The 14,851-nt window shown below is 62.8% G+C and carries 2 protein-coding genes (1 of these 2 only partly in view); both read left to right on the top strand.

What is annotated here, in order from left to right:
• The gene (locus ACA069_RS10005; protein ID WP_497617265.1) at window positions 1-12,321 is read left to right on the top strand and encodes a non-ribosomal peptide synthetase; all 12,321 of its coding nucleotides are present in this window, start codon (window positions 1-3) and stop codon (window positions 12,319-12,321) included.
• Window positions 12,321-14,851: the beginning of a non-ribosomal peptide synthase/polyketide synthase gene (locus tag ACA069_RS10010; RefSeq protein WP_497617267.1), read on the top strand. 12,460 nt of this gene lie beyond the right edge of the window; the window shows 2,531 of its 14,991 coding nt (coding positions 1-2,531); its start codon is at window positions 12,321-12,323; the stop codon falls past the right edge of the window. The genes ACA069_RS10005 and ACA069_RS10010 overlap by 1 nt, the downstream gene beginning before the upstream one ends.

Here is a 14,851-nt window from a genome sequence, read left to right on the forward strand (position 1 = left end):
ATGAATGCAGAAGACTCCTTGAAACTCGCTCGCCGGTTTATCGGGTTGCCCCTGGAAAAGCGCCAGATGTTCCTTGCGGCCCTGCACAAGGAGGGCGTTGATTTCGCCCGGTTTCCGATTCCCGCCGGCATTGAGGCCGAGGATCGTCAGGCGCTGTCCTACGCGCAACGACGTATGTGGTTTCTCTGGCAACTTGATCCGCACAGCGGTGCCTACAACCTGCCGGGCGCTGTGCGTCTGAGCGGGCAGTTGAACCGTCGCGCACTGGAGCAAGCTTTTGCCAGCCTGGTCGAGCGCCATGAAACCCTGCGCACGGTGTTCGAGCGTCAGGCCGATGACAGCCTGCTGCAGGTGCCGGCGGCGGCACCGCTGGTCATCAACGTTGAGGATTTCTCTGGTCTGCCGGCCGTCGAACGTGAGCAGGCGGTCGTCTGCGCAGCGGAACAACAATCGGTGTTGCCGTTTGATCTGGCGGTTGGGCCGCTGTTGCGGGTGACGCTGCTCAAACTGGCCGAACAGGAGCATGTGCTGCTGCTGACCTTGCACCACATCGTTTCCGATGGCTGGTCGATGAACGTGCTGATCGATGAATTCATCCGTTGCTACGACGCGTTCGATGGCGGCCAGCAGCCGCAACTGGCGCCGCTGCCGATTCAGTACAGCGACTATGCCTTGTGGCAGCGCCGCTGGCTGGAGGCCGGCGAGCAGGCGCGCCAGCTCGATTACTGGCAGGCACAACTGGGCGACGAACATCCGGTGCTGGAATTGCCGCTGGATCACTCACGTCCAGCGATGCCGAGCTATCGCGGCACCCGCTACGAATTTGCCGTCGACGCGCAGTTGGCCGAGCAACTGCGCAACACCGCGCAGCAGCATCAAGTGACGTTGTTCATGCTCTTGCTCGGTGCGTTCAATGCGCTGCTGCATCGCTACACTGGCCAGACCGACATCCGCGTCGGCGTGCCGATTGCCAACCGCAACCGTGGAGAAATCGAAGGCCTGATCGGTTTCTTCGTCAACACCCAGGTGCTGCGCACGCAACTGGACGGCCAGACCCGTGTCGATTATCTGTTGCGCGCGATCAAGGAAACCGCCCTCGGTGCCCAGGCCCATCAGGATCTGCCGTTCGAGCAACTGGTCGAAGCGCTGAAACTGGAACGCAGCCTCAGCCACACGCCGCTGTTTCAGGTGATGTACAACCACCAGCCGCAAGTCGCCGATGTCGCCACGCTGAGCACCGCTTCGGGTCTGGCGCTGAGCGGTCTCGACTGGCAGAGCCGCACAACGCAGTTCGACCTGACCCTGGACACCTACGAGAAGGGCGGCAAGCTGCACGCCGCGCTGACCTACGCCAGCGACCTGTTCGACGCCGCGACCATCGAACGCATGGCTCGCCACTGGCTGCGTTTGCTGACAGCGATGGTCGCCGATCAGTCGCAGCGCGTCGGTGAGTTGCCACTGCTGGAGGCTGATGAGCAGCACACGCTGGTGCACCTCTGGAACGACACTTCGGCGGCTTATCCAATCGAGCAGCCCATTCATCAATTGATCGAAGCACAGGTTGCGCGCACGCCCGACGCGCCAGCGCTGGTGTTCGGTGAGCAGACCTTGAGCTACGCCGAACTGGATGTCCGGGCCAATCAACTGGCGCATCTGCTGCGTGAGCAAGGTGTGCGGGCGGACAGTCTGGTGGGCATCTGCGCCCAACGCTCGCTGGAAATGGTCGTCGGCCTGCTGGCCATCCTCAAGGCTGGTGGCGCCTATGTGCCGCTGGACCCGGAGTACCCGCAGGAACGTCTGGCCTACATGATCGAGGACAGCGGCATCACCTTGTTGCTGACGCAAGCGGCGCTGCTGACGTCGTTGCCGACGGACGGTGTGCAGGTCATTACGCTGGATCAGCCGGGCCTGCTCGACGGCTACAGTGAAAACCGTCCCGAAGTCAGCGTCGACCCGTTGAATCTTGCGTATGTGATTTACACCTCCGGCTCCACCGGCAAGCCCAAAGGTGCGGGCAACAGCCATGCGGCGCTGGTCAACCGCTTGTGCTGGATGCAGCAAGCCTACGGGTTGGACGCCGCTGATTCGGTGTTGCAGAAAACCCCGTTCAGTTTCGACGTGTCGGTGTGGGAATTTTTCTGGCCGCTGCTGACCGGCGCGCGGCTGATCGTGGCCGCCCCGGGTGCGCACCGCGATCCGCTGCAACTGATCGACACCATCAACCGCTATGGCATCAGCACGCTGCACTTTGTGCCGTCGATGTTGCAGGCGTTCATTCACGAACCGGGCGTCGAGACGTGTGCGGGTCTCAAGCGCATCGTCTGCAGCGGTGAAGCGCTGCCGCTGGATGCGCAACTGCAAGTCTTCGCCAAACTGCCGAACGCCGGCCTCTACAACCTGTACGGCCCGACCGAAGCGGCGATCGACGTCACTCACTGGACCTGCATCGACGAAGGCGCCGACAGCGTGCCGATCGGTCGACCGATCGCCAACCTGCGCACCCACGTGCTCGACGCCGAGCTGTTGCCGGTACCCAGTGGCGTGGCCGGCGAACTGTACTTGGGCGGGGCAGGGCTGGCGCGCAGTTATCACCAGCGCCCGGCACTGACCGCCGAACGTTTTGTGCCGTGCCCGTTCCATGATGGCGCGCGCCTGTACCGCACCGGTGACCGTGTGCGTCAGCGCGCCGACGGCGTGATCGAGTACTTGGGCCGTCTCGACCATCAGGTGAAGTTGCGCGGCTTGCGCATCGAACTCGGTGAAATCGAAACCCGCCTGATGCAGCACCCGCTGGTGCGCGAAGCGGTGGTGCTGGTGCAGGGCGGCAAGCATCTGGTGGCTTATCTGGTGCTGGAAACCGCCCAGCCGGACGAGCAATGGCAGCAGGACGTCAAAGCCTGGCTGCTCGGCAGTCTGCCGGAATTCATGGTGCCGACTTACCTGCTGACCCTGGACAAACTGCCGGTCACCGCCAACGGCAAACTGGATCGCAAAGCCCTGCCGCAACCGGACGCCGCACCGCAACAAGCCTTCGTTGCGCCGCAGGATGCGCTGCAAAAGGCCCTCGCGGCGATCTGGGAAGACGTGCTGGGTCTGGAGCGCGTCGGCCTTGAAGACAACTTCTTCGAACTGGGCGGCGACTCGATCATCTCCATCCAAGTGGTCAGCCGGGCGCGGCAGGCCGGGATCCGCGTCAGCCCGCGTGATCTGTTCCAATACCAGACCGTGCGCAGCCTCGCGTTGGTCGCGACGCTGGACAACCAGACCTCGGTGGATCAAGGGCCGGTAACCGGCGGCGCCGTACTCGGGCCGATCCAGCAACACTTTTTCAGCCGTGCGATGCCGGTGCGTGAGCACTGGAACCAGTCGCTGCTGCTGACCCCGCGTGAAACATTGAATGCGCAGTGGCTCGATGCAGCGCTGGCGCATGTCATCAACCATCACGACGCCTTGCGCCTGCGCTTTGTCGAAAACGCCGAAGGCTGGCAGCAAAGTCACGACACGCGGGTTGAAAGCGCTGACCTGTGGCGGCGCGACGCCGAGTCTGTCGAGCAGTTGAATGCCTTGTGCAATGAAGCCCAACGCAGTCTTGATCTGCAAAATGGCCCGTTGCTGCGCGCGTTGCTGGTGAACATGGCGGATGGCAGTCAGCGTCTGGCGCTGATCATTCATCACCTGGTGGTGGACGGGGTTTCCTGGCGCGTGCTGCTGGAAGATGTGCAGCAGGCTTATGAACAACTGGCGGCGGGGGGCGGCATTCAGTTGCTGGCAAAAACCACGTCCTTCCAGAGCTGGACGGCGCGCCTCGAAAGCCAAGCATCACGCTTCGACGAACAACTGAATTATTGGAAAACCCAGCATCAGGGTGCCCAGAGTCTGCCCTGCGAGCGCCCGGATGGCAGCTTGCAGAATCTGCATGGTGAGAAAATCGAATGGCGCCTCGACGCCGAGCGCACCCGGCAACTGTTGCAACAGGCGCCGGCAGCGTATCGCACGCAGGTCAACGATCTGCTGCTCACCGCACTGGCGCGAACCATCAGCCGCTGGAGCCAGCAACCGGGCACGCTGATCGAACTCGAAGGTCATGGCCGCGAAGACCTGTTCGATGACATCGACCTGAGTCGCACCTTAGGCTGGTTCACCAGCCTGTTCGCGGTCAACCTGAGCGCCGCCGACGATCTCGACGGCTCGATCAAGTCGATCAAGGAGCAACTGCGCGCGGTGCCGGACAAAGGTCTGGGCTACGGCGTGCTGCGTTATCTCGCGGCGCCGTCGGTACGCGCCGAACTTGAGTCGCTGCCGCCGCCGCGCATTACGTTCAACTATCTCGGCCAGTTCGACCGCCAGTTCGACGACGCGGCGCTGTTCGTGCCGTCCGCTGAAACCAGCGGTGTCGCGCAGGACCCGGCAGCGCCGTTGGCCAACTGGCTGACCGTTGAAAGCCAAGTGTATGGCGGCGAACTGTCGATGAGCTGGGGCTTCAGCCGCGAGATGTTCGACGGCGCGACCGTGCAGAAACTGGTGGACCAATACGCCAGCGAGTTGCACGCACTGATCGAACATTGCTGCACGCTGCAAGCCGCGCAAGCGACGCCGTCGGACTTCCCGCTGGCGCAGGTCACTCAGGCGCAACTCGATGCGTTGCCGGTGTCGGCCGGGCAACTCGATGACCTTTATCCACTGGCGCCGATGCAACAGGGTTTGCTGTTCCACACCCTCTACGAGCAGGCGGCGGGCGAATACATCAATCAGTTGCGCGTCGATGTGCAAGGCGTTGATCCCGAGCGCTTCCGCGCGGCGTGGCAGGCCACCGTCGACGCGCAGGACATTCTGCGCAGCGGTTTCGTCTGGCAGGGCGAGCTGACACAGCCGCTGCAGATCGTGCACAAGCAGGTGCAGTTGCCGTTTACCACGCTGGACTGGCGCAACCGCGACGACCAGCCAGCGGCGCTCGCAGCGCTGGCCGACGCCGAGCGTCAGCAAGGTTTTGACCTGTCCCATGCGCCGCTGCTGCGGCTGGTGCTGGTGCAGACCGGCGCCGAGCAGTGGCACCTGATTTACACCCATCACCACATCCTGATGGACGGCTGGAGCAACTCGCAGTTGCTCGGCGAAGTCTTGCAGCGTTACAGCGGTCGCACGCCGGTAACTGGCGGCGGACGCTATCGCGATTACATCGCCTGGCTGCAACGTCAGGACGGTCAACTCAGTCAGGACTTCTGGAGCGAGCAACTCGCTGCGCTGCAAGAGCCGACCCGACTGGCCCGCGCCGCTACCGGCGGGGAAAACCTCAGCGGTCACGGCGACCATTACCTGACGCTGGACGTGTCTCGCACACAAGCGCTGGAAGCGTTCGCACGGCAACAGAAAGTCACCGTCAACACCTTGGTGCAAGCCGCATGGCTGCTGTTGCTGCAACGCTACACCGGTCACGAAGCCGTAGCCTTCGGTGCCACCGTGGCCGGGCGCCCGGCGGAGCTGCCGGGTATCGAGCAACAGGTCGGTCTGTTCATCAATACCTTGCCGGTGATCGGCGCGCCGCGTCCGGATCAAACCGTCGGCCACTGGCTGCAAGCGGTGCAGGCACAGAACCTCAGCCTGCGCGACTTCGAACACACGCCGCTGGCGGACATTCAGCGCTGGGCCGGGCAGGGTGGCGAGGCGCTGTTCGACAACATTCTGGTGTTTGAAAACTACCCGATTGCCCAGGCGCTGAGTCAGGCCGGGCAGGGGCTGGTGTTCGGTGACGTAGGTAACCTGGAGCAGACGCATTACGCGCTGAGCGTTGCCGTGACATTGGGGCAGCAACTGGCGTTGCATTACAGCTTCGACCGTGGCCAGTTCGCCAGTGATGTGATCGAGGGCATCAGTGCGCATCTGCTGCAATTGCTTGAGCAATTTGCCGTGTCGGCTGAACGCAACCTCGGTGAAATCGCCCTGGCCAGCGCTGAGGAGCAGGCGCGCCAGCAAGCCGAAAACCACCCGCAGCCTTACCCGGTGGACATCGGCGTGCATCAGCGTATTGCCGAGCTGGCCGCTGAAAACCCGCAACGCACGGCGGTGATCTTCAACGGTCAGCGCTTCAGCTATGGCGAAATCGATCAGCGTGCCAACCAATTGGCCCACGCGCTGATCGCCCGTGGCGTCGGCCCGGAAACCCGCGTCGGGGTGGCCCTGCCGCGCAGCGAGGCGGTGATCGTCGCGCTGCTGGCGGTGCTCAAGGCGGGCGGTGCTTATGTGCCGCTGGACACCAGCTATCCGCGTGAACGTCTGGCCTACCTGATCGAGGATTCTGGGCTGGCACTGCTGATCAGCGATTCGTCGGTGTCGGCGCAATTGCCCGTGGCCGAATCGGTGCCGTTGCTGGAGATTGATCGCCTCGACCTGCGCGATTGGCCGATCATCGCGCCGCCCGTGCAACTCGATCCGCACAACCTCGCGTATGTGATTTACACCTCCGGTTCCACCGGCAATCCGAAAGGCGTCAGCGTCGCCCACGGCCCGTTGGCGATGCACTGCCAGGCCATCGGCCAGCGCTATGAAATGCGCGACAGCGACTGCGAATTCCACTTCATGTCGTTCGCCTTCGACGGCGCCCATGAGCGCTGGCTGACCAGCCTGACCCACGGCGCGTCGTTGCTGATCCGCGACGACACACTGTGGACACCGGAGCAGACCTACAACGCCATGATTGAACACGGCGTGACGGTGGTCGCGTTCCCGCCGGTGTACCTGCAACAACTGGCTGAACACGCCGAGCGCGTCGGCAATCCGCCGAAAGTGCGTATTTACTGCTTCGGCGGTGACGCGGTGCCGAACGCCAGTTTCGAGCGGGTCAAACGTGCGCTCGATCCGGACTACATCATCAACGGTTACGGCCCGACCGAAACCGTGGTCACCCCGCTGATCTGGAAGGCCGGCCGCGATGTGCCGTGCGGCGCCGCTTACGCGCCAATCGGCAGCCGCATCGGCGATCGCAGCGCCTACGTGCTCGACGCCGATCTGAACCTGTTGCCGCAAGGCATGGCCGGTGAGCTGTATCTGGGTGGCACGGGCCTGGCCCGTGGCTATCTGAATCGTCCGGGGCTGACCGCCGAGCGTTTTGTCGCTGACCCGTTCAGCAGTGCTGGCGGCTTGCTCTATCGCACCGGTGACCTCGTTCGTCAGCGCGCCGATGGCACGTTCGACTATCTGGATCGCATCGACAATCAGGTGAAGATCCGTGGTTTCCGCATCGAACTCGGCGAAGTCGAAGCCGCCCTGCAAGCACTCGACGGCGTGCGTGAAGCGGTGGTTGTGGCCCAGGAAGGCAGCGCCGGCAGCGGCAAGCGTCTGGTGGCGTATGTGGTGGGCGATTCGACCCGCGCGGACTTCACCGAAGACCTGCGTGCGCAGCTCAAGGCCACTTTGCCAGGCCATATGGTGCCGGCGTATGTGCTGCGTCTGGAGCGCATGCCGCTGACGCCGAACGGCAAGCTCGACCGTAAGAACCTGCCGAAACCGGATGTCAGCCAACTGCAGCAAACCTATGTCGCTCCGCAGAACGCGCTGGAGCAACAACTGGCGGCGATCTGGCAAGACGTGCTCAAGCTTGAGCAGGTCGGCATCAGCGACAACTTCTTTGAGCTGGGCGGCGATTCGATCATTTCGATTCAAGTGGTCAGCCGCGCGCGGCAGGCCGGGATTCGCTTCACCCCCAAAGACCTGTTCCAGCACCAGACCATTCAGGCGCTGGCCGTTGTCGCGCAGACGGGCGAGGCGCAGCAAGTGATCGATCAGCAGCCGGTGACCGGCAGCACGGCGCTGTTGCCGATTCATCAGGAATTCTTCGCTCAGGCGATTCCCGACCGTCATCACTGGAACCAGTCGGTGATGCTCAAGCCAACTCAAACCCTTGATGCCCACGTGCTTGAACAAGCGCTGGATGCGTTGGTGCTGCATCACGACAGCCTGCGTCTGGACTTTGTCGAGCAGGCTGACGGCTGGACAGCGAACTACCGCGACATCGCCACGCAAGCAGGTGAAACGATCCTCTGGCAAGTCGAGGTCGCCGACCTCGCAGCCCTTGAGACACTGGGTGAAAAGGCCCAACGCAGCCTGCAATTGAGCGGTGGCTCGCTGATTCGCGCGGTGCTGGCGAACCTTGCCGATGGCAGTCAACGCCTGCTGCTGATCGTCCATCACCTGGTGGTCGATGGCGTGTCTTGGCGGATTCTGTTTGAAGATCTGCAAAACGCTTATCGGCAGATAGCGAGCGGCAATGCCGTGCAATTGCCGGCCAAGACCAGTGCGGTCAAAGCCTGGGCGGCTGCATTGCAGGACTACGCCGCGACGCCTGCGTTGCAGACTGAACTGGGCTTCTGGCAGCAACAATTGCAAGGCGCTTCAGCTGCATTGCCTTTCGACCGTCCGAACGGCGGTCAGCAACATGATCAGGCGCAGACCCTTCGCAGCAAACTGGATCAGACCCTGACCCGTCAGCTGTTGCAGGATGCTCCGGCGGCTTATCGCACCCAGGTCAACGATCTGCTGCTGACCGCGCTGGCGCGGGTGATGGTGCGCTGGACCGGTGCCGACCACGCGCTGGTATTGCTCGAAGGCCACGGTCGCGAAGACCTGTTCGACAGCGTTGACCTGACGCGCACCGTCGGCTGGTTCACCAGTGTGTTCCCGGCGCGCCTGTCGCCGGTCGCGGAACCTGGCGCATCGCTCAAGCAGGTCAAGGAACAACTGCGGGCGATTCCGCACAAAGGCATCGGCTTCGGCGCGCTGGCGCACCTGGGCGATGAGCCTGCTCGCCAGACCCTGCAAGCGTTGCCCGCACCGCGCCTGACCTTCAACTATCTGGGGCAGTTCGACGGCAGCTTCGATGCCGCCGACCAGGCTTTGTTTGCACCGACCAGCGAATCCGGCGGCGCCGAAGTCAACCTGCAAGGCCCGCTGGGCAACCCGCTGGCGCTGAACGGCAAAGTCTTTGGCGGTGAACTGGATCTGAGCTGGATCTACAGCGGCGCGATGTTCGACGCGGCAACCATCCAGCGTCTGGCCGATGATTACGTGCAGGAATTGACTGCCCTGATCGGTCATTGCTGCGACAGCGTCAACCGTGGCGTAACGCCCTCGGACTTCCCGCTGGCGCAACTGTCGCAGGCGCAACTCGATGCACTGGTGCTCGAACCGCAGAGCATCGACGACATCTACCCGTTGTCGCCGATGCAGCAGGGCATGCTGTTCCATACCTTGCTCGAACACGGCAACGGCGACTACATCAACCAGATGCGTCTGGATGTCGACGGCGTCGATCCACAGCGTTTCCGTGCCGCGTGGCAAGCGGTGGTGGATGCCCATGACATTCTGCGCACCGGGTTCTTCTGGCAGGGCGACTTGCCGCAACCGGTGCAAGTGGTGCAGCGTCAGGTTGAAGTGCCGTTCAGCGTGCTCGACTGGCACGGCAAAACCGCGCTGGACGCAGCGTTGCAAACCCTCGCCGATGAGGAGCGCGCTCTGGGTCTGGACCTGACCTGCGCGCCGCTGCTGCGTTTGGTGCTGGTGCGCACTGCGACGGATCGTCATCACCTGATCTACACCAACCATCACATCCTGATGGACGGCTGGAGCAGCGCGCAGTTGCTCGGCGAAGTGTTGCAGCATTATCGCGGCGAAGCGGTGGCGCGTCCGGCGGGCCGCTATCGCGATTACATCGGCTGGCTACAACGGCAGGACGTCGCCGCGGCCGAAGCCTACTGGCTGGCGACGCTCAACAACCTGCAAGAACCAACGCGTCTGGCCACTGCCATCGCGCGGCCGCATGACGGCTTGCCGAGCGTCGGTTATGGCGATCATTACCAAGTGCTGGACGCGGATCTGACTCAGCGTCTGGGTGAATTTGCCCGGGCCGCGAAAGTCACGGTCAACACCGTGGTGCAAGCCGCATGGCTGTTGCTGTTGCAGCGTTATACCGGCAAAGACTGTGTCGCGTTCGGCGCCACCGTTGCCGGGCGTCCGGCGGATCTGCCTGGTGCCGAAGCGCAGATCGGTCTGTTCATCAACACCTTGCCGGTGGTTGCCGCGCCGCAAGCACAGCAGAGTCTGGCCAGTTGGCTGCAAGGGGTGCAGGCGCAGAATCTGGCATCGCGCGAGTTCGAACACACGCCATTGGCGGATATTCAGCGCTGGGCCGGGCAGGGCGGTGATGCGCTGTTCGACAGTTTGATGGTGTTCGAGAACTACCCGATTGCCGACGCACTGGAACGGGGCGCACCGCAAGGCTTGCGTTTCGGCGCGGTGGCCAATCAGGAGCAGACCAACTATCCGCTGACCCTGTTGGTGAACATGGGCGCGCAACTGACGGTGCATTTCAGCTATCAGCGCGACAGCTTTGCCCCGGCCAGCGTTGCGCAGGTGGGCGCGCATTTGCAGGGGCTGCTCAACCAGATGACCGAGGCCGGCGAACGCGTGCTCGGCGAGTTGAACCTGGTCGAAAGCACCCCGAACGTTGACAGCGATTTCGTCACCGACCTGTGCATTCATCACGGCATTGCTCGTCAGGTGACGGCGACCCCGGATGCGTTGGCGGTGACTTTCGGCAGCACGCAACTGACTTACGCTGAACTCGACACGCAAGCCAATCGTCTGGCGCACAAACTGATCGAACTGGGTGTCGGCCCGGAAGTGCGGGTAGGCGTGGCGATGCCGCGTTCCGAGCAGTTGCTTATCGCCCTGTTGGCGGTGCTCAAGGCCGGTGGCGCCTATGTGCCGCTGGACCCGGATTACCCGGCGGATCGCGTTGCTTACATGCTCGACGACAGCCGTGCGCGGGTGTTGCTAACTGAGCAAGCCGTCGCCGCGACCCTGAGCGTGCCTGTTGATACCCAAACGTTGCTGCTGGATCAGGTGTCGTTGAGTGGTTATTCCGCTGACGCGCCGTTCACTAAGGTGCAACCAGACAACCTCGCCTACGTGATCTACACCTCCGGCTCCACCGGCAAGCCAAAAGGCGTGGCGATTGCCCATCGCAACGTCATGGCGCTGATCGACTGGTCGGCCAAGGCCTACAGCCGCGACGACATTCAAGGTGTGCTGGCTTCGACGTCGGTGTGCTTCGATCTGTCGGTGTGGGAGCTGTTTGTCACGTTGGCCAACGGCGGCTCGCTGATCATCGCCCGTAATGCCCTGGAGCTTCCGCAACTGGCAGCCCGCAATCATGTGCGCCTGATCAACACCGTGCCGTCAGCCATTGCTGCGCTGCAACGCGCCGGGCAGATTCCGCCGAGCGTGCGGATCATCAATCTGGCGGGTGAACCGCTCAAGCAAGGGCTGGTCGACGCGCTGTATCAACAGTCGACGGTCGAGCATGTCTACGACCTGTACGGCCCGTCGGAGGACACCACCTATTCGACCTGGACTCGCCGCAGTGCCGGTGGTCAGCCGCGCATTGGTCGAGCCCTCGACCACAGCGCCAGTCACTTGCTCGACGCCGATTTGCACGTTGTCCCGCAAGGGGTTTCGGCTGAGCTGTACCTGTCTGGTGCCGGCATCACTCGCGGCTATCTGGGCCGTGCGGCGATGACCGCCGAGCGGTTTGTGCCCAACCCGCTCGCCAACAACGGTGAGCGCATGTACCGCACCGGCGACCTGATCCGCGAGCGCGAAGAGGGCGATCTGGAGTACATGGGCCGAATCGACCATCAAGTGAAAATTCGTGGATTCCGCATCGAACTGGGCGAGATTGAGGCGCGATTGCTCGCTCAACCGGCAGTCACCGAAGCGGTGGTACTGGCGGTCGAAGGCGAGGCTGGCGCGCAACTGGTGGCCTATGTGGTCGCCCCGCCACTGGATCTGTATGACGGCGAAGCGCAGCGGCTCCTGCGCGACGGACTAAAGACTGGCCTCAAGTCTTCGTTACCTGACTACATGATTCCCGCGCACCTGCTGTTCCTTGAGCAGTTGCCACTGACCCCCAACGGCAAACTCGACCGCAAGGCCTTGCCAGCGGTCGATGCCAGCCAGATGCAGGCAGCGTATGTCGCGCCGCACAGTGAGCTTGAGCAGCAGGTCGCGGCGATCTGGCAGCAAGTGCTCGAAGTGCAACGCATCGGCCTGAACGATCACTTCTTCGAACTGGGCGGGCACTCGCTGCTGGCGGTCAACGTGGTGTCGCGCATCGCCCTCGAACTGGGCCTGACGCTGACCCCGCAACTGTTATTCCAGCACCCCGTCCTGAGCGACTTTGTCGCTCACCTCGATACAGGAGGCGGGGCAATCAACGAACAGAAACTGAGCAAGCTGGAAGCCCTGCTTGACGATATGGAGGAAGTCTGATGGACAAGAGTGTTGCTTTGAGGGTAGCCAAGCGCTTTATCACTCTGCCGCTGGACAAACGTAAGCTGTACCTGGAAAAGATGCTCGAAGAGGGCGTCTCTCCGGCCAACCTGCCGATCCCGGAAACGCGTTCCGGGTTTACGGCGATTCCTCTGTCGTACGCCCAGGAACGTCAATTGTTCCTGTGGCAAATGGATCCGCACAGCACCGCGTATCACATCCCCAGCGCCCTGCGCCTCAAGGGGCGGCTGGATGTGGCGGCGCTGGAACGCAGCTTCAATGCCGTGGCGGCGCGTCACGAAAGTCTGCGCACCACTTTCGCCGAGCAGGGCGAAACCTTCTGTCAGGTGATCCATCCGCAACTGCCGCTGAACATCACGTTGGCGCCGTTGCCGGAGGGCCTCGACGCCGCAGGCACGGACGCTGCAATCAAGGCCTTTGTCGAAAGCGAAACCGCGCGCCCGTTCAACCTGCAACAGGGCCCGCTCCTGCGCGTGGCACTGTTGGAAGTGGCGCAGGACGATCATGTACTGGTGCTGATCCAGCACCACATCATCTCCGATGGCTGGTCGATCAAAGTGCTGGTCAACGAGCTGATCCAGCATTACGCCGCCGACACCAGCGGGCAGTCGCTGACCTTGCCGGCGCTGGAAGTGCAATACGCCGACTACGCGATTTGGCAGCGTCACTGGCTGGAAGCGGGCGAGCGTGAGCGGCAACTGGCTTATTGGATCAAGACGCTGGATGGCGAGCAGCCGGTGCTGGAGTTGCCGATCGATTTTCCCCGTCCGGCGGTGCAGAGCCTGCGCGGTGCGCGGCTCGAACTGGACTTGCCGGCGGATCTCGGTGATGCCCTCAAACAACTGGCCCAGCGCGAAGGCGCGAGCCTGTTCATGGTGTTGCTGGCATCGTTCCAGGCGTTGTTGCATCGCTACAGCGGCCAGGCGCAGATTCGCGTGGGTGTGCCGACGGCCAACCGTAACCGCGTCGAGACGGAGGGCCTGATCGGCTTCTTCGTCAACACCCAAGTCCTGAATGCCAAGGTGAGCGGACAACTGCCGTTCAACCGATTGCTGGCGCAGGTCAAGCAAGCGGCGATGGACGCTCAGGCGCATCAGGATCTGCCGTTCGAGCAATTGATCGAAGCGCTGCAACCGGAACGCAGCCTGAGCCACAGCCCGGTGTTCCAGGTGATGTTCAACCACCAGACCCGCCGTGATCAGGGGCATGGCGCGGTGCAACTGCCGCAGTTGAGTGTCGAGGATGTGCAGTGGGAAGGGCGCACTGCGCAGTTCGACCTGACCCTCAACACCTATGAGTCCAACGACGGCTTCGCCGCTGAACTGACCTACGCCACTGACTTGTTCAAGCCTGAGACCATCGAGCGCATTGGCCGTCACTGGCAGCACCTGTTGCAAGGCATCGTGGCCGCACCGACCCAACGAGTCGGCGAATTGCCGTTGCTGGAACGTGCCGAACATGGCGTGCTGTTGCGGGACTGGTTCCGCGTTGCCGATCACTCCGCGCAAGCCGATTGCGTGCAGCAGGCTTTCGCCTTGCAGGCGCAGCAAACGCCGCACGCCATCGCGCTGATCATCTGCGAAGACGTGCTGACCTATGGCGAACTGGATGCCCGGGCCAATCAACTGGCGCACAAACTGATCGAGGCCGGTGTCGGCGTGGATCAACTGGTCGGCATCGCCGTCGAGCGCAGTGTCGAGATGATTATTGGCCTGCTGGCGATCCTCAAGGCGGGCGGGGCGTATGTGCCGCTGGATCCGGCATATCCCGAAGATCGTCTGGCCTACATGATTGAGGACAGCGGCCTGCAATTGCTGCTGACCCAAACCCATTTGCAGGCGCAGCTGCCGATTCCGGCGGGCGTGCACATTGTGTCGATCGATCAGCCACACGGCTGGCTGGCGGCTTATCCACAGACCGCGCCGGACGTTGCGGTCAACGGCGAACATCTGGCCTATACGATCTACACCTCCGGTTCCACCGGTAAACCGAAAGGCGTGATGGTGCGCCATGCGGCGCTGAGCAACTTTGTCGCGAGCATGATCAAGCAACCGGGGATCGCGGCCACTGATCGCATGCTGTCGCTGACCACGTTCTCGTTCGATATTTTCGGCCTGGAAATCTACGGCCCGTTGCTGGCCGGTGCCTGTGTGGTGCTGACCGGCAAGAACGTGCATCAAGACCCGCAAGCGGTGCTTGAACTGATCGAGCGCCACGCCGTTTCGGTGCTGCAAGCCACGCCGTCGACCTGGCGCATGCTGCTGGACAACGAACACGCCGCGATCCTCAACAGCCGCACGTTCCTCTGTGGCGGTGAAGCGCTGTCGCAGGAACTGGCGCAACGCATGCTGGCGCTGACGCCGAGCGTGTGGAACCTCTATGGCCCGACCGAAACCACCATTTGGTCGGCGCAACACGCCCTGAGCGCGGACAACAGCCGGCCGTTCCTCGGCACGCCGATCGACAACACCGCGCTGTACATCCTCGGCAGCGACCTTGAGCTCAATCC

This window comes from Pseudomonas sp. LBUM1652, assembly GCF_059716105.1.

What these genes read in the sequence shown, in the direction of transcription:
- ACA069_RS10005 (WP_497617265.1), top strand. Translation starts at nt 1, where the DNA reads ATGAATGCAGAAGACTCCTTGAAACTCGCTCGCCGGTTTATCGGGTTG.